The 23,211-nt window shown below is 67.7% G+C and carries 21 protein-coding genes and 2 tRNA genes; 13 read left to right on the plus strand and 10 right to left on the minus strand.

The window, feature by feature from the left end; all coding sequences use genetic code 11:
- Positions 1-38: 38 nt before the first annotated feature.
- Complete coding sequence (locus GZH52_RS01775) at positions 39-1,460, minus strand: aminotransferase-like domain-containing protein (protein ID WP_163314794.1); 1,422 nt, start codon at positions 1,458-1,460, stop codon at positions 39-41.
- 161 nt (positions 1,461-1,621) lie between these two features.
- Here GZH52_RS01775 and aptA point away from each other — a divergent pair, with 161 nt between their 5' ends.
- Together aptA and GZH52_RS01785 are read left to right on the plus strand one after the other, a co-directional pair.
- Positions 1,622-2,938 (plus strand): omega-aminotransferase AptA, encoded by a 1,317-nt coding sequence (gene aptA / locus GZH52_RS01780; RefSeq protein ID WP_239057968.1) that lies wholly within the window; start codon positions 1,622-1,624, stop codon positions 2,936-2,938.
- Between the two features lie 13 nt (positions 2,939-2,951).
- Positions 2,952-4,439, plus strand: coding sequence for a CoA-acylating methylmalonate-semialdehyde dehydrogenase (locus GZH52_RS01785; RefSeq protein ID WP_163314795.1), 1,488 nt, complete (start codon positions 2,952-2,954; stop codon positions 4,437-4,439).
- A gap of 191 nt (positions 4,440-4,630) precedes the next feature.
- On the opposite strand, the gene lnt is transcribed toward GZH52_RS01785, so the two are convergent.
- From lnt to GZH52_RS01830, 9 genes are all read right to left on the minus strand, one after another.
- On the minus strand, positions 4,631-6,115 hold the full coding sequence (gene lnt, locus GZH52_RS01790; protein ID WP_163314796.1) for an apolipoprotein N-acyltransferase: 1,485 nt from the start codon (positions 6,113-6,115) through the stop codon (positions 4,631-4,633).
- Complete coding sequence (locus GZH52_RS01795; RefSeq protein ID WP_136555540.1) at positions 6,115-6,972, minus strand: CorC family transporter; 858 nt, start codon at positions 6,970-6,972, stop codon at positions 6,115-6,117. Before GZH52_RS01795 ends, lnt begins: the two co-directional genes overlap by 1 nt.
- Positions 6,972-7,484 carry an rRNA maturation RNase YbeY gene (gene ybeY / locus GZH52_RS01800; RefSeq protein WP_163314797.1) on the minus strand — a complete coding sequence of 171 codons (513 nt, stop codon included), beginning with the start codon at positions 7,482-7,484 and terminating at the stop codon, positions 6,972-6,974. Before ybeY ends, GZH52_RS01795 begins: the two co-directional genes overlap by 1 nt.
- Entirely contained in the window at positions 7,465-8,430 is a 966-nt protein-coding gene (locus GZH52_RS01805) for a PhoH family protein (RefSeq protein WP_163314798.1), read from the minus strand. The genes ybeY and GZH52_RS01805 overlap by 20 nt, the downstream gene beginning before the upstream one ends.
- 58 nt (positions 8,431-8,488) lie before the next feature.
- Positions 8,489-9,823: a tRNA (N6-isopentenyl adenosine(37)-C2)-methylthiotransferase MiaB gene (gene miaB, locus GZH52_RS01810; RefSeq protein WP_163314799.1), complete on the minus strand. Its 1,335-nt coding sequence runs from the start codon at positions 9,821-9,823 to the stop codon at positions 8,489-8,491.
- Positions 9,824-9,958: 135 nt separating this feature from the next.
- A complete protein-coding gene (locus GZH52_RS01815; protein ID WP_163314800.1) occupies positions 9,959-10,489 on the minus strand; it encodes a GNAT family N-acetyltransferase in 531 nt (176 codons plus the stop codon).
- Between the two features lie 170 nt (positions 10,490-10,659).
- Positions 10,660-10,736 (minus strand) — tRNA-Met (locus GZH52_RS01820).
- Between the two features lie 35 nt (positions 10,737-10,771).
- Positions 10,772-10,848, minus strand: a tRNA-Met gene (locus tag GZH52_RS01825).
- A 148-nt stretch (positions 10,849-10,996) separates the two neighbouring features.
- A complete protein-coding gene (locus tag GZH52_RS01830; protein WP_163314801.1) occupies positions 10,997-12,151 on the minus strand; it encodes a class I SAM-dependent methyltransferase in 1,155 nt (384 codons plus the stop codon).
- A 90-nt stretch (positions 12,152-12,241) separates the two neighbouring features.
- Here GZH52_RS01830 and GZH52_RS01835 point away from each other — a divergent pair, with 90 nt between their 5' ends.
- The 11 genes from GZH52_RS01835 (at position 12,242) to GZH52_RS01885 (ending at position 23,186) form a co-directional block, all read left to right on the plus strand.
- On the plus strand, positions 12,242-12,982 hold the full coding sequence (locus GZH52_RS01835) for a pteridine reductase (RefSeq protein WP_163314802.1): 741 nt from the start codon (positions 12,242-12,244) through the stop codon (positions 12,980-12,982).
- A 66-nt stretch (positions 12,983-13,048) separates the two neighbouring features.
- Positions 13,049-14,002, plus strand: a complete 954-nt coding sequence (ttcA, locus tag GZH52_RS01840) for a tRNA 2-thiocytidine(32) synthetase TtcA (protein WP_163314803.1) — start codon at positions 13,049-13,051, stop codon at positions 14,000-14,002.
- A complete protein-coding gene (locus GZH52_RS01845) occupies positions 13,992-14,792 on the plus strand; it encodes a polyamine aminopropyltransferase (protein WP_349290622.1) in 801 nt (266 codons plus the stop codon). Before ttcA ends, GZH52_RS01845 begins: the two co-directional genes overlap by 11 nt.
- A 210-nt stretch (positions 14,793-15,002) precedes the next feature.
- Entirely contained in the window at positions 15,003-16,307 is a 1,305-nt protein-coding gene (locus GZH52_RS01850; protein WP_163314845.1) for a nucleotide sugar dehydrogenase, read from the plus strand.
- Between the two features lie 3 nt (positions 16,308-16,310).
- Positions 16,311-17,369, plus strand: coding sequence for a Gfo/Idh/MocA family protein (locus GZH52_RS01855; protein WP_163314805.1), 1,059 nt, complete (start codon positions 16,311-16,313; stop codon positions 17,367-17,369).
- A gap of 22 nt (positions 17,370-17,391) precedes the next feature.
- Positions 17,392-17,961 carry an acyltransferase gene (locus tag GZH52_RS01860; RefSeq protein ID WP_203525561.1) on the plus strand — a complete coding sequence of 190 codons (570 nt, stop codon included), beginning with the start codon at positions 17,392-17,394 and terminating at the stop codon, positions 17,959-17,961.
- Between the two features lie 97 nt (positions 17,962-18,058).
- The gene (locus GZH52_RS01865; protein WP_163314806.1) at positions 18,059-19,156 is read left to right on the plus strand and encodes a DegT/DnrJ/EryC1/StrS family aminotransferase; all 1,098 of its coding nucleotides are present in this window, start codon (positions 18,059-18,061) and stop codon (positions 19,154-19,156) included.
- Complete coding sequence (locus GZH52_RS01870; RefSeq protein WP_349290623.1) at positions 19,153-20,430, plus strand: lipopolysaccharide biosynthesis protein; 1,278 nt, start codon at positions 19,153-19,155, stop codon at positions 20,428-20,430. The genes GZH52_RS01865 and GZH52_RS01870 overlap by 4 nt, the downstream gene beginning before the upstream one ends.
- A complete protein-coding gene (locus tag GZH52_RS01875; RefSeq protein ID WP_163314807.1) occupies positions 20,427-20,999 on the plus strand; it encodes an acyltransferase in 573 nt (190 codons plus the stop codon). The genes GZH52_RS01870 and GZH52_RS01875 overlap by 4 nt, the downstream gene beginning before the upstream one ends.
- Complete coding sequence (locus GZH52_RS01880) at positions 20,992-22,083, plus strand: glycosyltransferase (protein ID WP_163314808.1); 1,092 nt, start codon at positions 20,992-20,994, stop codon at positions 22,081-22,083. Before GZH52_RS01875 ends, GZH52_RS01880 begins: the two co-directional genes overlap by 8 nt.
- Complete coding sequence (locus GZH52_RS01885; protein WP_163314809.1) at positions 22,080-23,186, plus strand: glycosyltransferase family 4 protein; 1,107 nt, start codon at positions 22,080-22,082, stop codon at positions 23,184-23,186. Before GZH52_RS01880 ends, GZH52_RS01885 begins: the two co-directional genes overlap by 4 nt.
- The last annotated feature ends 25 nt before the right edge of the window (positions 23,187-23,211 follow it).

Raw genomic sequence — 23,211 nt, forward strand, 5'->3', positions numbered from 1 at the left:
AGCCCTGGCAAAAAGGCCACCCCCAGGGGTGGCCTTTTTCATTGGTGGCGCAGCGCGCCGAGGAAGTCCCACAAGCGGCTGTTGCGGCTGTACGCAACGTTGAAGCGCCACCAGTCGTCGTGGCTGCCGTCGCAGGAGAACAAGCGCCCCGGCGCGAGGACGATGCCGGCGTCGCGCGCCTGCTCGGCCAGAGCCGGCGCAGCGTGTGGCGGACGGGCCAGCAGGAACAGCCCGTGTGCGGGCCGCGCGAACAGCGTCCAGCCCGCCGCATCGAAGCGTTGCTGGCACACATGCTGTGCCTCCTGCAGCGCCTCGCGCGCTTCATTCAGCTGGCGGCGGCTGCCGGCCGCTTCGGCCAGTTCCATCGCCAGCATCTCGTTGAGCACCGGCGTGGTCAGGCCGGTGATCATCTTGTAGCGCAGCAGCCGCTCTATCCTTTCCTGGCTGGCGACCACGTAGCCCACACGCAAGCCCGGCGCGAGCGACTTGGAGAAGCTGCCGATATACACATGCCGCTCAGCGCCGCCTAGTGAACACAGCGGTGGTGGCGGTGCCGGGTGGAAGGGCTGCGCGACGTTGTCCTCGACCAGCGTGCACCCCGCGTCGTCGAGCAACTTCATCACCCGGTACGCGGTGGCAAGCGTGTAGCTGGCACCGCTCGGGTTGTTAAGCAGCGGGTTGCTGAAGAAGAGCCGGGGCTTGTGTTGCGCGAGCAGGGCCGCCAGCCGTTCGCAGTCGGGCCCGTCTGCGTTCCACGGCACGCCCACCGGCTTGAAGCCGCGCAGGCGCAGGCAAGAGATCAGGTTGCAGTAGCCCGGCTCGTCGATCAGCACGGTGTCGCCCGGTTCGGCCAGCGTACAGGCGACCATGTCGAGTGCCTTGCTCGCGCCTTGCGTCATCAACACCTGCTCGGCGCCGACTTGCAGGTGCTGCGCGCACAGGCCGCGGGCAATCTCGCGGCGCAGCGGCTCGTAACCCTGCGGGTCGCCGTACGGGTGGAAGGGAGCCTTGCGGCGGGCGATGGTGCGCATCGCCGAGCTATTGGCGTCGCGGTCGTACCAGTGGTCCGGCAGCCAGCCGCAGCCCGCGTAGAGGATAGCCGGGTCGCGCTGGTAGATGCGGCTGAGCAGCCAGTCGTCGTCGATCGGCAGGGTCGACAGCGCCGGTAGTACCTCGCGGGCCCGGCCCAGCGGCGGCGCGACAAAATAGCCCGCGCCGCGGCGGGCGACCAGCAGTCCGCGCGTGGTCAGTCGCTGGTAGGCGTCGCTGACCGTGAAGGTGCTGATGCCACGGCTGCGCGCCGCCTCGCGCACCGAAGGCAGCCGCTCGCCCGGGCGCAGGCCACCGGTTTCGATGCGGCGGGTGATTTCTGCCGCCAACTGCTCGGCGAGCGCGATTGTACTGGTCGGTTGTGCGTTTTCCGGCATGGTCTGTCGGTCAATCTGATAATTGTCCAGCATACATGGCCATCTGCCCGTCTTCCAGCGCCGATGCCTTGTCCGCCGTGCAGAGATTCCATCTGTACGGCCTGGCATTCTCTTTGCCAACTGTCGCTGTTTTCTCCGCGCCCTGCTGGCTACATTCAGCGCAGGGCACAACGGTGCCGACAAGGAGAACAAAGATGAAGCAGGAGAACATGCAGGCTTACTGGATGCCGTTTACCGCCAACCGGCAATTCAAGTCGGCACCGCGGATGCTGGTCAGCGCCGACGGCATGTACTACAAGGACGACGCAGGCCGCGACATCCTCGACGGTTGCGCCGGCCTGTGGTGCGTGAACGCCGGCCACAACCGCAAGCCCATTGTCGAGGCGATCCAGCGTCAAGCCGCCACGCTCGATTACGCGCCGCCGTTCCAGCTTGGCCATCCGCTTGCCTTCGAGGCCGCCGAGCAACTGGCCGCGATGGCACCCAAGGGCTTGGGCAAGGTGTTCTTCGTGAATTCGGGCTCCGAAGCGGCCGACACCGCGCTGAAGATGGCGATCGCCTACCACCGCGTGCGCGGCGACGCGGCGCGCGTCAAGCTGGTCGGCCGCGAGCGCGGCTACCACGGTGTGAACTTCGGCGGCATCTCGGTCGGCGGCATCGCCGGCAACCGCAAGCTGTTCCCGGTGACGCTCACGGCGACCGACCACCTGAAGAGCACGCACGACTTGGCGCGCAACGCGTTCAGCCGTGGCGAGCCCGAATACGGCGCCGAACTCGCCGACGAACTTGAAGCACGCATCACCACCTTGCACGACCCGTCGACCATCGCCGCGGTGATCGTCGAGCCGATGGCCGGTTCGACCGGCGTGCTGATCCCCCCCAAGGGCTATCTCAAGCGTTTGCGCGAGATCTGCGACAAATACGGCATCCTGCTGATCTTCGACGAGGTGATCACCGGCTTCGGCCGTCTGGGCGCCGACTGGGCTGCCAACCGCTTCGACGTGCTGCCCGACATCCTGACCTGCGCGAAGGGCCTGTCCAACGGCGTGGTACCGATGGGCGCGGTGCTGGTCAAGCCGGAGATCCACGACGCGTTCATGGCCGCCGCCGGCGATCGCATGATCGAGTTCCCGCACGGCTACACCTACTCGGCGCACCCGCTGGCGTGCGCGGCGTCGATCGCGACGCTGAACCTGTACCGCGAGGAAGACCTGTTCGGCCGTGCGGCCGCACTCGCGCCGCGCTTCGAGGAGAAGGCGCACGCGCTGCGCGGCGAGCGCCACGTCAAGGATATCCGCAACCTGGGCCTGGTCGCCGGCATCGAACTGGACAGCCGGCCGGGCGCAGCGGGCCAGCGCGGTTTCGACGTGTTCCTCAAGTGCTGGGAGAAGGGGGTGCTGGTGCGCTTTACCGGCGACATCATCGCCTGCTCGCCGCCCCTGATCATCGAAGAGCAAGAGATCGACCGCCTGTTCGCCGCGATCGGCGAAGCCATCCGTGAAACCGAATAAACAGGACAGCACTATGCAGCACATCCAGCATTACATCGGCGGGCAGAGTGTCGCCGGCCAGGGCGGCCGCAGCGCCGACGTGTACAACCCGGCGCTGGGCGAAGTGGTCGCCCGCGTCGCGCTGGCCGATCAGGCCGACGTGAACGCCGCGGTGGCCACCGCGCGTGCCGCCTTCCCGGCGTGGGCCGACACCTCGCCGCTGCGCCGCGCCCGCGTGATGTTCAAGTTCAAGGAGCTGCTCGAAGCCAACCAGCGCAAGCTCGCCGAGCTGATTTCGTCCGAGCACGGCAAGGTGGTGTCCGACGCAATGGGCGAAGTCACCCGCGGTCTCGAGGTCGTCGAATTCGCCTGCGGCATCCCGCAACTGCTCAAGGGCGAGTTCACCGAGCAGGTCGGCGGCGGCATCGACAGCCATTCGATGCGCCAGCCCTTGGGCGTGGTCGCCGGCATCACCCCGTTCAACTTCCCGGCGATGGTGCCGCTGTGGATGTTCCCGGTGGCGATCGCCTGCGGCAACACCTTCATCCTCAAACCGTCCGAGCGCGACCCGTCGGCCGCGCTGCTGCTCGCCGAGCTGCTCAAGCAAGCCGGCCTGCCGGACGGCGTGTTCAACGTGGTGCACGGCGACAAGGAAGCGGTCGATACCCTGCTGACCCACCCGGATGTGTCGGCGGTGAGCTTCGTCGGCTCGACGCCGATCGCGCAGTACATCTACGAGACCGGCGCGCGCCACGGCAAGCGCGTGCAGGCGCTGGGCGGTGCCAAGAACCATCTGGTGGTGATGCCGGACGCCGACCTCGACGGCACGGTCGAGGCGCTGACCGGCGCCGCCTTCGGCTCGGCCGGCGAGCGCTGCATGGCGATCTCGGTCGCGGTCGCGGTCGGCGACATTGCCGACGCGCTGGTCGACAAGCTGGCCGCGCGCGCGAAGACGCTGAAGATCGGCGTCGGCGCGGACGTCGAGGCGGAAATGGGCCCGCTGGTGACCCGCGTGCACCGCGACAAGGTGAAGGGTTACGTCGACACCGGCGTCGCCGAGGGCGCCACTCTGGTGGTCGACGGCCGCGGCTACAGTCACCCGGGCTACGAGAGCGGCTTCTTCCTCGGTCCCTGCCTGTTTGACCGGGTGACGCCCGAGATGACCATCTACCGCGAAGAGATCTTCGGGCCGGTGCTCGCCGTGGTGCGCGTGCCGGACTTCGAGAGCGCCGTCGCGCTGATCAACGCGCACCCGTACGCGAACGGCACCAGCATCTTCACCCGTTCCGGTGCGGCGGCGCGCGAATTCAGCCATCGCATCCAGGTCGGCATGGTCGGCGTCAACGTGCCGATCCCGGTGCCAATGGCCTTCCACAGCTTCGGCGGCTGGAAGGCGTCGCTGTTCGGCGACCACCATATGCACGGCCCGGAAGGGGTGCGCTTCTACACGCGGATGAAGACGATCACCAGCCGCTGGCCGGAGCGGCTGGACGCAGAGTTCGTGATGCCGACGATGAAGTAAGGGTTGACTCGTGGGGAGGTGGGGCCGGCGCATGCCGGCCCTTTTTTGTCAGAGCCTGTTTACGGTCTGCTGCGCATCAGCGATACGGCGTTAAAAACGGCTTCGAAATGCTCATGGACAAGCTGTACATTCCGCTTTCTCAGCCGTTTTCGCCTTGTCTCGCTCTCGCTCGCGAGACCGTGAACACGCTCTCAGCGCGTGCGGCGTGCCCAGAGGCTGCCCGCCACCAGCAGCAGGGCGCACAACAGCAGCACCGGCAGGTTGCCCGTGCGCATATACGGGGTCAGCCCGCTGCGGCCGGTCACCGTGACGTTCAGCACCTGCGTGGTGTTGGGCGCGGCGAGCGCCTTGACGGTGCCGTCCGCCTCGATCAGTGCGGTCATGCCGGTATTGGTCGAGCGCAGCATCGGCCGGCCGGTTTCGAGCGAGCGGGCCTGCGACAGCTGCAGGTGCTGGTCCATGGCGACGCTGTCGCCGAACCAGGCCAGGTTGCTGACGTTGGCGAGCAGCGTCGCGTCGCGCGCCGGGCCGATCAGTTCCTCGCCGAAGCTGTCTTCATAGCAGACGTTGAAGGCGACCTGCTGGCCGGCGAGCGCGAGCGGCGCCTGCGCGCTGCCGCCGCGGCTGAAGCCCGACAGCGGCATGTTCATGTAGCGGTAGATCCAGCCGATCAGCGAGGGTAGCGGGATGAACTCGCCGAACGGGACCAGGTGGTCCTTCGCGTAATAGGGCAGGCGCTCGTCGCTGAAGGCGACCACCGCGTTCAGATAGCCCTGGCCGTCGTCGGTGCGGCGCGGGATGCCGGCGGCGACCGCCATCTTCTTGGCGTGCGCCTCGCGCTGGATCATGGTGATCACGCCGGACGGCAGATCGTCGAGGAACAGCGGGATCGCCGTCTCGGGCAGGATCAAGAGGTCGGCGCGCGCGGTTGCGATCATGCGGAAGTAGCGCTCCAGCGTCAGCTGCTGGATGTCGGGGTTCCACTTGAGCGATTGCGGGATATTGCCCTGCGCCAGCGCGACACGGGTCGGCTTGCCGACCGGCTGCGTCCAGCTGACGCCGGAGAGGGCGGCACCGCCGCCCCACACAGCGGCGACGAGTGCGGCCATGGCGAACCTGCCGCGCATGTTCGACACCGGCAGTTGCGCGAGCACGCCGGCGGAGAGCGCGACGAGGAAGGTCACCGCGTGGATGCCGCCGACGGCCGCGTAGCCGGCGAGCGGGCTTTCGGTGATCTGGCTGTAGCCGACCGCGCCCCACGGAAAGCCGGTCAAAAACCAGCTTCTCAGCCATTCGGCCAGCGTCCACAGCGCCGGGAACAGCACGAGGTGGGCAAGCAGCAGGCGCCCGCGCGCGAGGCGGCGGCTCAGCGCTATGGCCGTGGCGGGAAACAGTGCGAGGTAGGCGGGCAGCAGCAGCGTGGCCGCCGCCGCCGGCAGCGACGGCAGGCCGGCCACCGTATGCAGGCTGTGGTAGATCCAGTTAAAGCACGCGGTGTACGCGGCGAGGCCCCACAGGTAGCCGGTCAGGAAGGGATGGGCACCCTCGCGCGCGGACAGCGCGAGCGGCACCGCGAGCAGCAGCGGCATCAGCCAGAACAGGCGGTAGGGCGCGAACGCGAACAAGGCAGCTGCGCCGCTGGCGACCACCAGCGTCCAGTAAAGCGGCGCGCGCATCAGGCGTCCTGCTCGGGGGCGGGCGGTTCGGCTTCGCGTCTGGGGGTGACGATCAGCGTGTGCAGGCGGCGGCTGTCGGCGCGCAGCACGGTCACGTCGAGCCGGCCGAGGCTGACGCGCTCGCCGCGGTGCGGCACGTGGCCCATCGCGCCGAGTACCAGTCCGCCCAGGGTGTCGGCGTCCTCGTCGGCGAAGTCGGTGCCGAAGAAGGCGTTGATGTCCTCGACCTCGGTGGTCGCCTTCACGCGGTAGCGGCTGCCGCGGATCGGCACGATATTGTCTTCGGTCTCGTCGAAGTCGTACTCGTCGTCGATGTCGCCGACGATCTGCTCGATCACGTCCTCGATGGTGACGAGGCCGGACACGCTGCCGTACTCGTCGACCACGATCGCCATATGGTTGCGCGCGTTCCTGAAGTCGCGCAGCAGTACGTTCAGCGGCTTGGACTCGGGGATGAATACCGCCTGCCTGAGCGAGTCGTGCAGGTCGAAGTTCTTCGGGTCGTGGAAGTAGCGCAGCAAGTCCTTGGCCAGCAGGATGCCGACGATATTGTCCTTGTCGCCGTCGATCACCGGGAAACGCGAATGCGCGGTGTCGATCACCATCGGCAGGAAGCGCTCGATCGGCTCGTCGGTGCGCACCACGTCCATCTGGCTGCGCGGCACCATCACGTCGCGCACCGACAGTTCGGCGAAGCCCAGCACGCTCTCTATCATCGACAGCGCGTCGGCGTCCATCAGGTTGCGCTCGAACGCCGCGCGCAGTTGCGCGAGCAGCTCCTCGCGGTCGTCCGGTTCGTGGGTGAAGCGGTTGAGCAGGCGTTCGAACCAGTTGGGCGTGGGCTTGCCGTCGTCCATCAGGCGTTCCCCTTCTCGCCCTGGTAGGGGTCGGCGAAGCCCAGGCGGGCGAGGATGCGCGTCTCCAGCGCTTCCATGGCGTCGGCTTCGGCGTCGTCCTCGTGGTCGAAGCCCTGCAGGTGCAGCATGCCGTGCACGGTCAGGTGCGCGTAGTGCGCGGCAAGCAGCTTGCCCTGTTCGGCGGCCTCGCGCTCGACCACCTCGGCGCACAGCACCAGGTCGCCGCACAGCGGCATGCCGGGGACGGGCTCGCCCTCGTTCAGCGCGAAGCTCAACACATTGGTCGCGTAGTCCTTGCCGCGCCACTGGCCGTTCAGTTCGCGGCCTTCAATGGCGTCGACCACGCTCAGGCTGATCTCGGCGCGTTCGTCGCCACCTTGCAGCGCGGCGCACGCCCAGCGCTCGAACTGCGCACGGGAAGGCAGCGTCTTGGCGCTGCTGCGGTTGTCGTAGGCGAGGGTCAGGCGCGCGGCGCGGCGCGAGAGCAGTGGGTTACGCTTGGCTTTTTTCATCTTGTTCGATTGCGTGTTGGTCGTAGGCGTCGACGATCTTCTGCACCAGCGGGTGGCGCACGACATCGTCGCTCTGGAAATGGTGGAAGTGGATGCCGCGCACCGCCTTCAGGATGCGCTCGACCTCGACGAGGCCGCTCTTCTGGTGGCGGGCGAGGTCGATCTGGGTGACGTCGCCGGTGACCACAGCCTTCGAGCCGAAGCCGATGCGGGTGAGGAACATCTTCATCTGCTCGGGCGTGGTGTTCTGCGCCTCGTCGAGGATGATGAAGGCGTTGTTCAGCGTGCGCCCGCGCATATAGGCGAGCGGCGCGATCTCGATCAGGTTCTTCTCGAACAGCTTGGCGACGCGGTCGAAACCCATCAGGTCGTACAGTGCGTCGTACAGCGGGCGCAGGTAGGGGTCGACCTTCTGCGCGAGGTCGCCCGGCAAGAAGCCCAGCTTCTCGCCGGCCTCGACCGCCGGGCGCACCAGCACGATACGCTTGACCGCGTCGCGCTCCATCGCGTCGACCGCGCAGGCGACCGCGAGGTAGGTCTTGCCGGTGCCCGCCGGGCCGATGCCGAAGGTGATGTCGTGTTCGAGGATGGCCTTGATATAGCCGGCCTGGCGCGGCGTGCGCCCCTTGAGGTCGCCGCGGCGGGTGATCAGCACCGGTGCGTCGGCCAGGGCCATGCGGTTCATGTGCTGGCGGATCTCGACCAGCGTCAGCTGCACGTCGTCGACCGACAGTTCCTGCTTGTCGGCCAGCAGGTAGAGGCGGGTCAGCGCGTCGGCGGCGTCGCGCGCGCGCTCGCCCTGGATGCGGAACGCTTCGCCGCGGCGGGTGATGGTGACGTCCAGACCAGTTTCGATCTGCTTGATGTTCTCGTCGAGCACGCCGGCCAGACGGGCCAGTCTTTCGTTGTCGACAGGGGTGAAGCTCAGGTGTTCGCTGTGGGACATGGTATCCGTGTGAGGGACCGCCGACAGGCGGCCCCGGGGTCGTCATGCCCTGATGGTATTACACCGACTCGGTCGTGACTACCTCACCGCCCAGCGAGTGCGGGTAAGCCTCGGTGATCCGCACGTCTATCATCTGGCCCAACAGGCGCGGCTGGCCGACGAAGTTGACTACGCGGTTGTTGGCGGTGCGCGCGGCGAGCATGCCGGCGTCGCGCTTGGAGACCGACTCGACCAGCACGCGCTGGGTGGTGCCGACCATCGCGCGGTTGACCGCGTAGCCGTTGGCCTCGATCACCTCGTTCAGCGCTTCCAGGCGGCGCACCTTCTCGGCGTGCGGCGTGTCGTCCGGCAGGTTGGACGCCGGCGTGCCCGGGCGCGGGCTGTAGATGAACACGAAGCTGAAGTCGAAGCCGAGGTCCTCTACCAGCTTGAGCGTCGCGTTGAAGTCGGCCTCGGTCTCGCCGGGGAAGCCGACGATGAAGTCCGAGCTCAGGCAGATGTCCGGGCGCACCGCACGCAGCTTGCGGATGATGGACTTGTACTCGAGCGCGGTGTAGCCGCGCTTCATCGCCATCAGGATGCGGTCGGCGCCGCTTTGCACCGGCAGGTGCAGGTGCGAAACCAGCTTGGGCAGGCGAGCGAAGCAGTCGATGATGCGGTCGGTGAACTCGCGCGGGTGGCTGGTGGTGAAGCGGATGCGCTCGATGCCGGGCACCTCGTGCACGTAGTCGAGCAGGAGCGCGAAGTCGGCGATCTCTCCATCGGCCATCAGGCCGCGGTAGGCGTTGACGTTCTGGCCCAACAGCGTCACTTCCTTGACGCCCTGCGCGGCGAGGCCGGCGATCTCGGTCAGCACGTCGTCGAACGGGCGCGACACTTCCTCGCCGCGGGTGTACGGCACCACGCAGAACGAGCAGTACTTCGAGCAGCCTTCCATGATAGACACGAAGGCGGCGCCGCCGTCGACCTTGGCCGGCGGGATGTGGTCGAACTTCTCGATCTCGGGGAAGGAGATGTCGACCTGCGAGCGGCCCTCGGCGCGGCGCGCGCGGATCAGCTCGGGCAGGCGGTGCAGCGTCTGCGGGCCGAACACCACGTCGACGAAGGGCGCGCGCTTGACGATGGCTTCGCCCTCTTGGCTCGCGACGCAGCCGCCGACGCCGATCACCAGCTCGGGGTTCTTGTCCTTCAGCTCGCGGATGCGGCCCAGGTCGGAGAACACCTTTTCCTGCGCCTTCTCGCGCACGCTGCAGGTGTTGAACAGGATGACGTCGGCGTCCTCGGGACGGTCGGTCTTGACGGCGCCTTCGGTGAGCCCGAGTACGTCGACCATCTTGTCGGAGTCGTACTCGTTCATCTGGCAACCGAAGGTCTTGATGTAAACCTTTTTCATCTGTCTTGCGCTCGGGAAATGATAAATGCCAGCAACGCCCCGCCCAATTCCCGTCGCCGGGTGCGGTTTTTTGCTGGCAAATGAATGGCTTGCGCGCGAGTGTACCACAGGCGCGGCAAAACGGTCGGGGTAGCCTCAGTGCGCCAGTGGCGCGAGCATGCCCTGCGCGTCGTCGCCGTAGCAGGCGAGCTTGCCGCGGCCAAGCGGGTAGGGTGTGAAGCCGAGTTTGCGCCAGTAGCTGGCTGCGCCCTGCACGGCGACCAGCCGCGCGTAGCGGTAGCCCTTCTCGCGTGCCGAGCGTAGCGCCTTCTCCATCAGGCGCGGCGCGACGCCGCGTCCGCGCAGCCGCTCGCTGATCGCCATGTCGTGCAGGAACAATGTGTCGCAGCGTTCGGGAAGGCTTGGCAGCGGGGTGTCCAGCGCCGGCGGCGTCTCGCCTTGCCAGGGGTGGGCGAACAGGTAGCCGCGCACGCGGCCGTCCTCCTCCGCGACGAAGCAGGTGTCGGGCGACAGGCGCTGGCGCGAAAAGAGCGCGTCGCGGCTTTCGATCAGTTCGGCGCGGTAGCACTGCGCCTGCACGGCGAGCACGGCGTCGATATCGGCGGCGCGCATCGCGCGCAGTGTGACTTCCGCTTGCGGGCGGGAGGCAAGGTTCTGGCTTGGCATGGCAGGGAGGCGCGGTCAGATGCGCCGTATGTTTTTATACAATCTACCGGAGATTGTCGCGATGCAGCATGAAAGCGTCAAGGCGGGGGGCGGTTGGAATGTGTGCGGGCAGTGCGGATCCGGGTATGGGCGAATGCAAAAAAGCCAGCGCGCTGCGCTGGCTTTTTTATTGGTGGCGAATCAGGGACTCGAACCCCGGACCTGCGGATTATGATTCCGTCGCTCTAACCGACTGAGCTAATTCGCCGTGAGGCCTGACAAGTCAAACCCCGGTAAAACGGGTGGTGGCGAATCAGGGACTCGAACCCCGGACCTGCGGATTATGATTCCGTCGCTCTAACCGACTGAGCTAATTCGCCACGCTTTCGATGCCTTGGCATCGAGGCTGCGAACTATAAGGGCCGCCCCGACGGGTGTCAACCCTTTGCATGACAAAATCCGCCATTTCCCACAGCGTTCGCCGGTTTTTTTGCGGGTTTGTGCTGTCGGATCAATGGCTTGGGTGTTTTATAGCGTGTGGCAGCGGTCGCCCTGCGTGAAGCCCGCCCAGTCTATGCCAACGCCGCGGCCGAAGGCGACCACCTTGAAGAGTTCACCCATCTCGGCCGGCGACACCAGTTTCTGCGCGGCGGCCGCCTGCGGCGCGTAGCGCGCGGTGTCGCTGCTGTCCAGACGCGACAGTTCGTCGGCGAGCCCGGCGTTGACGAGGAACTGCGCCTGCGACAGGTAGCCGATCAGATCGAGCCCGGCTAAGAGCCCCGCCTCGGCGACGGCGGTGAAGTCGACGTGGCAGGTCAGGTCCATCAGGCCGGGGAGGAAGAACGGGTCGTCGACCGTGTGGTGGCGGTAGTGGCCGATCAGCGTGCCGCGGCTGCGCTGCGGGTGGTAGTACTCGGCGCGCGGGAAGCCGTAGTCGATCAGGATGATCGCACCGCGCGCAAGGCGTGCGGCGAGCGTCGACACGAAGGCCGCGTTGGCCGGGCTCACCTCGCTGACGTAACCGGCGATGGCCGGCAGGCAGACGCCGGCGTGCTCTGCGAGCGCAGCGTCGGCCGGGCGGTCGGCGAAGGCGAAGCCCGTGCCCTCGCGCACCACGCCACGGCGCAGCACGGCGCCACGCTCGCCACGCGCCACCAGCTCGCACGGCATCGCGTCGAGCACCTCGTTGCCGATCACCACGCCGTCAAGCCGTTCCGGCAGCTCGCTCGCCCAATGGACGCGATCCAGCCACTGCGGCGCCTTGTCCGCCAGCAGCGCACGCTGGCGGTCGATCAGGTCGGGCGACAAGTCGATAATCACGTAGCGCTCGGGCAACTGGCCCAGTTCGGCCAGGCGCTCGAGCAGGTCGGCGGCGAGGCGGCCGCTGCCGGCGCCGAATTCGTAGACGGTGCCGCCGGTCTGCGGCAGCAGTTCGGCAATCTGGCGGGCGAGGGTGGTGCCGAACAGCGGGGTGAGCTCCGGCGCGGTGGTGAAGTCGCCGCCGGCGCCGAGCTTGGCGCTGCCCGCCGCGTAGTAGCCGAGGCCTGGCGCGTACAGCGCGCGCTCCATATAAACGGAGAACGGCAGCCAGCCGCCGGCGGCGTCGATTTCGGCGCCGATCAGCGCGCACAGTTGTTCGCTTGCGGCCAGGGCGGCCGCGTCGGGGGCGGGAAGCTGGGTCATCACGGGATTCCGGTACAATATGACGCGATTGTCTGCCAAAGCCCAGGTCATGAGAAGGGCATGGCAGGGGCACGGACAACAGGAGGCGCGATGGACGACAAGGTGGTGCTGGTGACGGGGGCGGCCCGGCGGGTCGGCGCGGGGATCGCGCGGCACTTGCACGCTCGGGGCTGCAAGCTGGTGTTGCACTACCGCGGCTCGCGTCTTGAAGCCGAAGCGCTGGCCGACGAGCTTGAACAGGCGCGCCCCGGCTCCGCCTGCCTCGTGCAGGCCGACCTGACCGCGCCGGGCGCGCCCGAGCGGCTGGTCGCCGACGCGGTGGCCGCCTTCGGCCGGCTGGACGCGCTGGTCAACAACGCGTCTAGCTTCTATCCGACCGAGGTCGGAGCCATTGGAGAAACCGACTGGGACGACCTGATCGGCTCCAACCTGAAGGCGCCGCTGTTCCTCGCGCAGGCGGCCGCGCCGCACCTGGCGGCGACCCGCGGCGCGATTGTCGGCATCGTCGACATCCACGCCGAGCGGCCGATGGCGAAGCATCTGGTGTACAGCGTCGCCAAGGCCGGTCACGCGCAGCTGATCCGCGCGCTCGCGCTCGAGCTGGCTCCGCAGGTGCGCGTCAACGGCGTCTCGCCGGGGGTCAACCTGTGGCCGGACGATGAAGTGTCGTTCGACGCGGCCGAGCGCGCGCGCATCGAGGCGAGCATCCCGCTGGCGCGTACCGGGGGGCCGGACGACATCGCGCGGGCGGTCGCCTTCTTGCTGCTGGACACCGACTACGTGAGCGGGCAGATCCTCGCGGTCGACGGCGGGCGCAGCGTGGTGCTGTAGCGGCGCTGGCGAAGCCGGGCGGTTTGGCGCTAAAATCGCCGGCTTTTCAGCCCCTTACAGCCTGCCATGACTGATTCGAACGACGCCGCCCTCAAGGCGGACAAGGCCGCCTACGAGGGCAACAAGCTCACCAAACGTCTGCGTCACCATGTCGGCGACGCGATCAACGATTTCAACATGATCGAGGGCGGCGACCGCGTGATGGTCTGCCTGTCCGGCGGCAAGGACAGCTACGCGCTGCTCGACATCCTGCGCGGCCTGCAAAAGTCGGCGCCGATCAGCTTCTCCATCGTCGCCGTCAACCTCGATCAGAAGCAGCCGGGCTTCCCGGCCGACGTGCTGCCGGCCTACCTCGAGTCGATCGGCGTCGAGTACCGCGTCGTCGAGGAGGACACCTACTCGATCGTCAAGCGGGTGATCCCCGAGGGCAAGACCACCTGCAGCCTGTGCTCGCGCCTGCGCCGCGGCGTGCTCTACCGCGTGGCCGAAGAGCTGGGTGCGACCAAGATCGCGCTGGGCCACCACCGCGACGACATCCTGCAGACGCTGTTCCTCAACATGTTCTACGGCGGCAAGCTCAAGGCGATGCCGCCCAAGCTGGTGTCGGACAACGGCAAGCATGTGGTGATCCGCCCGCTCGCCTACTGCCGCGAGAAGGACCTCGAGCGTTACGCCGAGCTGCGCGAATTCCCGATCATCCCGTGCAACCTGTGCGGCTCGCAGCCCAACCTGCAGCGCCAGGTGGTGAAAGAGATGCTCAACGATTGGGATCGCCGCTTCCCCGGTCGTATCGAAACCATGTTCCGCGCGCTGCAGAACGTGGTGCCGTCGCATCTGGCCGACCCCAAGCTGTTCGACTTCGTGAACCTGGTCGCCGGCGAAGTGCCGGCCGCCGGCGGCGATACCGCCTTCGACAAGGAAGAGTTCCACGACCCGCATCCGGTGGATGAAGACGGCCAGGCCCGGAAGCGGATCAGCATCCTCGACTCGCGTCCGAAGGAGAGTGCCTGTGGCGGGTAAGGCGCGCCACCCGTTCCGCCGCCGCGTGCGCGGCGGCGTCGACGCGATGCCCGAAGTCGAGATCTCGGAAACCGGCAATATCCGCTCGCTGCACTTGGGTTCGGAGACCGTGCAAAGCTCGATGAACCTCGACGAGCCGTCCGAGCTGGTGCTCAGCTACACGCGGGCGATGGCGGGTTTCCTGCTGTTCAGCGAGGAACCCGAGCACATCCTGCATATTGGGCTGGGCGGCGGCTCGCTGGTGCGCTTCATCGACGAGTACCTGCCCGACGCGCGCCAGGTCGCGGTCGAGATCAACCCGCAGGTGGTCGCGGTGGCGCGCTCGTTCTTCCAGTTGCCGCCGGAAGGCGAGTACTTCGAGATCGTCGAGGCCGACGGCGCCGACTACGTGAAGATCCCGCGCGATTCGGCCGACGCCATCCTGGTCGACGGCTACGACGGCCTGCAGATCGTCGACGCGCTGGTCAGCGACGACTTCTTCGAGGACTGCAAGCGCGCGCTCAGCCCGCGCGGCGTGTTCGTCGCCAACTGGTGGAGCGGCGACAAGCGCTACCAGGGCTTCCTCGAGCGGCTGCTTGCGGTGTTCGACGGGCGCGTGCTCGAGCTGCCGTCGGCCGGCCACGGCAACGTCGCGGTGCTGGCGTTCAGGCAAAGCCCGGTGCCGACCGCGTGGGACGCGCTGGAAGAGCGCGCGGCGCGGCTCGAATGCCGCTACGGCGTCGAGTTCTCCGACTTCGTGCGCCGCCTGCGCGAGAGCAACCTGCACAGCGCCGGCCGCTTGCTGATCTGACGCGCCGTGCATGCAGGACTGTTGCAACCCGCCCGCAGGCGGGTTTTTTCTTGTGCGCGACAGCGGGGTGTAGAGCCCTATTGCATAGGGGAATAAGGCGTATAATCGCGACTTTTGCGGCCTCGCGCCGCGCCGGCCGTCTCAGGCGCCGGCGGCCGCGTCCCGGCAGACGGGCGCGCCCGGGTAATCACTTCCGTGGAATCCATCGTGATCAGACAGCAACTCCTCTCCCGCATTGCCGACAAGTCGGCGGTCATCGGCATCGTCGGCCTGGGCTACGTCGGCCTGCCGCTGATGCTGCGCTTTGCCGAAGTCGGCTACAAGGTCATCGGCTACGACATCGACCAGCGCAAGGTCGACGCGCTGATGAACGGCAGCAGCTACATCGAGCACATCAGCGCCGACAGCATCCAGCGCGCGCTGATGGACGGTTTCGAGGCGACCTGCGACTTCGCGCGCGCGGGCGAGGCCGACGCGCTGATCCTGTGCGTGCCGACCCCGCTCAACAAGTACCGCGAGCCGGACCTCTCCTTCGTGCTGAACACCATCGATTCGCTGGTGCCTTACCTGCGCAAGGGGCAGCTGGTGTCGCTGGAGTCGACCACCTACCCGGGCACCACCGACGAGGAGCTGCTGCCGCGCATCGAGTCGCGCGGGCTCAAGGTCGGCCAGGACGCTTTCCTGGTGTTCTCGCCCGAGCGCGAGGACCCGGGCAACCCGAACTTCACTACCCGCACCATCCCCAAGGTGTGCGGCGGCGTCACCCCGGCCTGCCAGGAAGTCGGCGTCGCGCTCTATAGCGCGGTGATCGACCAAGTGGTGCCGGTGTCGAGCACCCGCGCGGCCGAGATGACCAAGCTGCTGGAGAACATCCACCGCGCGGTGAACATCGGCCTGGTCAACGAGATGAAGATCGTCGCCGACAAGATGGGCATCGACATCTTCGAGGTGATCCGCGCCGCGGCGACCAAGCCGTTCGGCTTCGTGCCCTACTATCCGGGGCCGGGCCTGGGCGGGCACTGCATCCCGATCGACCCGTTTTATCTCACATGGAAGGCGCGCGAGTACGGCGTGAACACCCGCTTCATCGAGCTCGCCGGCGAAGTGAATTCCGGCATGCCCGACTGGGTGGTGGCCAAGGTCGCGTCCGCCTTGAATACGCGCAAGAAGGCGATCAACGGCAGCCGCGTGCTGGTGCTGGGCATCGCCTACAAGAAGAACGTCGACGACATGCGCGAGAGCCCGTCGGTGTTCCTGATGGAAAAACTGCGCGCGCTGGGTGCCGAAGTCGCGTACAGCGACCCGCACGTGCCGGTGTTCCCGCAGATGCGCGAGCACCATTTCGATCTGGCGAGCACCGAACTCACCGCCGAGTCGCTCGCGTCGTTCGACTGCGTGCTGTTGGCGACCGACCACGACAAGTTCGACTACGCGCAGATCAAGGCCAGCGCGCAGCTGATCGTCGACACCCGCGGCAAGTACCTCGAGCCGGCCGACCATATCGTGAGGGCGTAAGCGATGCACGCATTCGAAACCATCCAGGGCCGCAAGGTCCGCTTCGCGCTCGTCGGTTGCGGCCGCATCGCCGCCAACCACTTTAACGCGCTGGAAAAGCACGCCGACCGCGCCGAGCTGACCGACGTGTGCGACATCGACCCGGCGGTACTCGCCGCGGCGGTTGCGCGCACCGGCGCGCGTGGCCACGCCAGCATCGACGCGCTGCTGGAAACCAGCGACGCCGACGTCGTGATCCTGACCACGCCGTCCGGGCTGCACCCGGCGCAGAGCATCGCCGCGTCGCGCGCGGGCTTTCACGTGATGACCGAGAAGCCGATGGCGACGCGCTGGGAAGACGGCCTTGCCATGGTGCGCGCGGCCGACGAGGCCGGCCGCCGCCTGTTCGTGGTCAAGCAGAACCGCCGCAACGCGACCCTGCAATTGCTCAAGCGCGCGATGCAGGCCAAGCGCTTCGGCCGCATCCATATGGTCAACGTCAACGTGTTCTGGACGCGGCCGCAGTCCTACTACGACCAGGGCGCTTGGCGCGGCACCTGGGAATTCGACGGCGGCGCGTTCATGAACCAGGCGAGCCACTACGTCGACCTGCTCGACTGGCTGATCGGCCCGGTCGAGAGCGTGCAGGCGTATATGGCGACGCTGGCGCGCGACATCGAGGTCGAGGATACCGGCACCGTCAGCGTCAAGTGGCGCTCCGGCGCGATGGGCAGCATGAACGTCACCATGCTGACCTACCCGAAGAACCTGGAAGGCTCGATCACCATCTTGGGCGAGAAGGGTTCAGTGCGCGTCGGCGGGGTCGCCGTCAACGAGATCCTGCACTGGGAATTCGAGACGCCGCACGAGATGGACGCCGAGATCAAGGACGCCAGCTACGCGACCACCAGCGTGTACGGCTTCGGCCACCCGCTCTACTACGACAACGTGATCCGCGTGATGCAGGGCGAGGCCGAGCCGGAGACCGACGGCAGGGAAGGCCTGAAGTCGCTCGAGCTCTTGATCGCGATGTACCTGTCGGCGCGCGACGGCCGCCGCGTCAGCCTGCCGCTCGACTACTGAGCCCACGCACGAGGAACAAGGGATGAGCGAAATGATGATCCACCCGACGGCGCTGGTCGACGAGGGGGCGCAAGTGGGCGCGGGCACCCGCGTCTGGCATTGGAGCCATGTCTCGGCCGGCGCGCGCATAGGCGCCGGCTGCTCGTTCGGGCAGAACGTGTTCGTCGCGAACGACGTGGTGATCGGCGACAACGTGAAGGTGCAGAACAACGTGTCGATCTACGACGCGGTGACGCTGGAAGACGACGTGTTCTGCGGGCCTTCGATGGTGTTCACCAACGTGAACAACCCGCGCAGCCACGTCAGCCGCAAGCACGAGTACCGCCGCACGGTGGTGAAGAAGGGTGCGAGCATCGGCGCCAACGCCACCGTGGTGTGCGGCCACGTGATCGGCGAGTACGCGTTCATCGGTGCCGGCGCGGTGGTCACCAAGGATGTGCCGCCTTACGCGCTGATGGTCGGCACGCCGGCGCGTCGCATCGGCTGGATGTGCCAGTGCGGCGAGCGCGTCGAGAGCACGCTGGGCGAGCACGAGTGCGCCGCCTGTGGCACCCGCTACCAGGTCACCGGCAACAGCTGCACGCCTGTCTGAACATTTTCATCGGGCGGGTGAGCCGCGCAGCGGCTTCTCCCGCCCGGTTTTCTGTTTTACATACCGGTTTTCGCCCGCAGGGCAACAAGGTTCACCCATGTCCATCCAGTTCATCGACCTCAAGGCGCAGTACCAGCATCTGAAAGCCGACATCGACGCGCGCATCCACGCGGTGCTCGACCATGGCCAGTACATCATGGGCCCGGAAGTGGCCGAGCTCGAGGCGGCGCTCGCCGACTACGTCGGCGTCAGGCACGCCGTCGGCGTCAGCGACGGCACCACCGCCCTGCAGATCGCGATGATGGCGCTGGGCATCGGCCCGGGCGACGAGGTGATCACCAGCCCGTTCACCTTTATCGCCACCGGCGAGATGATCGCGCTCTTGGGCGCCAAGCCGGTGTTCGTCGACATCGACCCTATCAGCTACAACCTCGACCCCATGCTTGTCGAGGCGGCGATTACCCCGCGTACCCGCGCCATCATGCCGGTCAGCCTGTACGGCCAATGTGCCGACTTTGCCGCGATCAACGCGATCGCCGCCAAGCACGGCCTTGCGGTGATCGAGGACGGCGCGCAGAGCTTCGGCGCAAGCCAGCACGGCCGCCGCTCGGGCAGCCTGTCCACCATCGGCTGCACCAGCTTCTTCCCGTCCAAGCCCTTGGGCTGCTACGGGGACGGTGGTGCGTGCTTCACCGACGACGATGCGCTTGCCAAGAAGATGCGCGAAATCCGCGTGCACGGGCAGGACAGGCGCTACCACCACCCGGTGATCGGCCTCAACGGCCGCCTCGATACCCTGCAGGCGGCGGTGCTGCTGGCCAAGCTGCCGAGCTTCCCGGATGAGGTTGACGCGCGCGCGCGCATCGGCGCGCGTTACAGCCGCCTGCTGCAGGATGTGGCGCGGGTGCCGGTGGTCGGCGAGGGCAATACCCACGTCTACGCGCAGTACACCGTCGAAGTCGCCAAGCGCGAGGCGGTGCAGGCGGCCCTGAAAGAAGCCGGCGTGCCGACCGCGGTGCACTACCCGATCCCGCTGCATCTGCAGCCAGCGTTTGCCGGGCTTGGCCAGGGCGCGGGCAGCTTCCCGGTGGCCGAGGCGGCTGCGGCGAGGGTGATGAGCCTGCCGATGCACCCCTTCCTCGATGAGGCGAGCCAGGACGCGATCGTCGCTGCGGTGAGGCAGGCGCTGGCGTGAGTGCCGTGATACGGCGCGTGCGTGCGCTGTTTGCCGGCGGTTTCGCCCGCAACGTGACGCTGCTCGCCGGCGGCGCCGCGCTGTCGCAGTTGCTGCCGCTGATGGCCGCGCCCTTGTTGACCCGGCTTTATACGCCGGCCGACTTCGGCGTGCTGGCGATCTACACCGCGTGGCTGTCTTCGCTGGCGGTGCTGATGACCGCGCGTTACGACATGGCGATCGTGCTGCCGCGCGAGGACGCCGACGCCGCACGGCTGATGGTGCTGTCGCTCGCGCTGTCGTTCGCCTTGTCGCTCGTGGCCATTCCGCCCTTGTGGCTGGCCGGTGACACGCTGGCCGCGTGGGCGGGCGAGGCGTCGCTCGCCCGGCTGTTGCCGTGGCTGCCGCTCTCCCTGTGGCTGGCCGGGCTGATGCAGGCGTTCACCAGCTGGAACAATCGCCACCAGCGCTACCGCGCCAACGCAGGCGGCCGCCTCGCGCTGGGCGGCAGCCTGGTCGGCGTGCAACTGGCGGCGGGTTTCGCGGGGATGGGCGCGACCGGTCTCGTGCTCGGCCAGGTGGCCGGGCAGGCTGCGTCGACGCTGGTGCAGGCGTGGCAGGACATGCGCGGGCGCTTCGGCTGGCGGCGCGGCGTCGACCGCGCGGGGCTCGCCGGTGTAGCGCGCCGCTACCGCGAGTTTCCGCTGATCAACGCACCGCACGCCTTCGTCGCCTCGCTGCAGGACATGCTGACGGTGACGCTGCTGACCGCAGCGTCCGGCTCGGCGACCGTCGGCCTCTACGGCCTGTTGATGCGGGTGCTCAAGCTGCCGGCGGCCTTGGTCGGGCAGGCGGTCGCGCAGGTGGCGTACCGCGACCTAGCCGCCGCGCACGCCGCGCATGAGCCCTTGCGCCCCTTGCTCGCGCGCCTGATGGCCATCCTGTTCGCGCTCGCGCTGCCGCCCTTCGTGGTGATCGTGCTGTGGGGAGACGCGCTGTTTGCGTGGGTGTTCGGCGAGACCTGGCGGCAGGCGGGCGAATACGCGCGCATGCTCGCCCCCTACATCCTGTTCCATTTCGTCGCCTCGCCGTTGGGGATGGTGCCCTTGGTGATCGGCCGCCAGCGCACCGCGTTCGCGTTCACCGTCGCCGGCATCTCGCTGTTCCTCGCGGCGCTGTCGATCGGTTTTGAGCGATTCGGCGACGTCGGCGACGCTTTTGCGTTAGTCTCGGCAGTGATGACTGTCTATTTTTCTGCTTATTTTGTCTGGTTGTGGAAGGCGGTGCGGCGATGAGGCTGTGGCGCGCCCTGTTATACCGGCTCTCCGGGCTGATCGGCCCGCGCATGGTGGTCGGCTTCACCCGCTACGACGGCGTACGCCTGCCCCGCGTGCGCGTCTCCAACATGACGCGGATCGAGCACCCGCACCAGCTGATGGTCGACGACAACGTGTTCATCGGCCACTTCAACCTGATCGACGCCTCCGGTGGCCTCGCCATCGGCGAGGGCTGCCAGATCACCAACTACGTGTCGCTGCTCACGCACTCCAGCCACGACGCGCTACGCCTCTACGGCGCGGCCTACCTCGACCACCGCGAGCACGCGGGCTACCTGAAAAAGCCGACCGTGCTTGGCAAGTACTGCTTTGTTGGCCCGCACGCGGTGCTGATGCCGGGCGTGCGCCTGGGCAAGGGCTGTCTGGTGTCCGCGTATTCGCTGGTCGAGGCGGGCGACTACCCCGACTTCGCGGTGCTCGCCGGCAACCCGGCGCGCGTGGTCGGCGATACCCGCAGCCGCGACGAGAAATTCCTCGCCGCGCATCCCGAACTCAAACCCCTGTACGAGGCGTGGGCCCATGATTGACAGACTCTTGGTGGTCGGCTCGGCGTCGGTACATACCTGGCGCTACCTCGCAGGCATCGCGCCCCATGTGCGCGAAGTGTGGCTGGCGACCAGCGACGACGTGCCGCCGGCGCGCCGCCCGGCCAACCTGGCCGGCGTGTTGCGCGTCGACTTCCGCTTCTCGTCGTTCTCGGCGGTCGGCAAACTGCGCGGCTGGATGAAGTCCATCCGCCCCGACGTCGTGCATATCCACCAGGCCAACAGTGTCGCCTGGCACGCGACGCGCGCCGCGCGCGGCCTTGGCGTCCCCATCGTGCTCACCGCCTGGGGGTCGGACGTGCTCAGATTGCCGCAGCAGAACCCGCTGATGGGGCAGATGGTGAAGGCCAACCTCGCCGCCGCCGACCTGATCACCTCGGATTCGCTGCATATGGCGGCGAAGATCCGCGAATTCACCGGAGACAAGGCGCGCATCGCGGTGCTCAACTACGGCATCGACGCGCTGCCGGAAGCGGTCGACGTCGCCGCCAAGCCCTACCAGGTGCTGTCGTGCCGGCTGCACAAGAAGCTGTACCGCGTCGACGCGATCCTCAGGGCGTGGGCCGAGGTCGAGGCCGACCCGCGCTACGCGCGCTGGAACCTGACCGTCGCCGCCAGCGGTGAGGAGACCGATGCCTTGAAGGCGCTCGCCGCAGAGTTGAATCTTGCGCGGGTGGCGTTCACCGGCTTCGTGCCGGCTGCCCGCCTCGCCGAGCTGTACGCGCAAAGCCGGGTGTTCGTCAGCGTGCCCGAGTCGGACGCGACCAGCATCAGCTTGCTGGAGGCGATGGGGCACGGTTGCCTGCCGCTGCTCTCCAACCTGCCGGCCAACCTCGAATGGGTGATCGACGGCATGGGCGGGGTGATCGCCGAGGACATCGGCCGGCTGGGCGACGCGCTGAAGGGTGCGCTCGACACCGCCGGCGACGACGCGCGTCTCACGGACGCCGCCATGCTCAACCGCCGCCTGGTCGAGGCCAAGGCGCTCCACCACGAAAACATGGCGAAATTCGCCGCGCTCTATACGGAAGTGACCGGCGCCGCCCGCGCCGCAGAAAAAGCATGAAAGTTGTCCACCTGACCAGCGCGCACCCGCGCCACGATATCCGCATCTTCGTCAAGGAGTGCCAGAGCCTGGCCGCCGCCGGCTTCGACGTGAGCTTAATTGTCGCCGACGGGCTGGGCGAGGAGATCCGTGGCGGCGTGCGCATCCACGACGCCGGCGCCAAGACGGGCGGGCGCTTCTCGCGGATGACCGGTACCGCCCGCCGCGTGTACGAGGCGGCGCGTGCGCTCGCGCCCGACGTCGTCCACTTCCACGACCCCGAGCTGATCCCGGCTGCGCTGCGCCTGAAGCAGGCCGGCATCAAGGTGGTCTACGACGTGCACGAGGACGTGCCGCGGCAGATCCTCGCCAAACACTGGATTCCCGGTGCCGCGCGCCCCTGGGTGTCCGGCGGCTTCGAGCGGGTTGAAGACTGGGCGGTTGGCCGCTTCGACGCGGTGGTCGCCGCGACCCCGCATATCCGCGAGCGCTTCGCGCCGCGCGCGCTGCATTGTGTCGACGTGTGCAACTACCCCATCCTCGACGAATTCCTGCAGGAAACCGACTGGAACGCGCGGCGCAACGAGGTGTGTTACCTCGGCGGCATCAGCCGCATCCGCGGCATCGGCCCGGTGGTCGACGCGCTGCCAGAGACCTGCGTACGGCTGAACCTGGCTGGTCCGTGGAGCGAACCCGCCCTGCGCGACGAATTGGCCCGGCGCGAGGGCTGGGCGCGCGTCAACGAGCTGGGCGTGCTCGGCCGCGACGGCGTCGCCGAGGTGCTCGCGCGCAGCAAGGCGGGCCTGGTGACGCTGTTCCCGACGCCGAACTACGTCGACGCGCTGCCGATCAAGCTGTTCGAGTACATGGCGGCCGGCCTGCCGGTTGTCGCCAGCGACTTCCCGCTGTGGCGCGCCATCGTCGAGGACGCCGGCTGCGGCCTCTTGGTCGATCCGGAGAATGCGGGCGCGGTCGCCGAGGCGATCAACACGCTGTTCGCCGACGAGGCGCGCGCGCGCGAAATGGGCGAGTCCGGCCGGCGTGCGGTGCTCGCCAAATACAGCTGGGCGGCCGAGGCGGACAAGCTGGTCGCGCTCTACCGCACGCTCGAAGCCGCAGCCTGAGGCGGCCAACCCGCACGACAGAACA

Source organism: Crenobacter caeni (genome assembly GCF_010435965.1).
Taxonomy (GTDB): Bacteria; Pseudomonadota; Gammaproteobacteria; order Burkholderiales; family Chromobacteriaceae; genus Craterilacuibacter; species Craterilacuibacter caeni.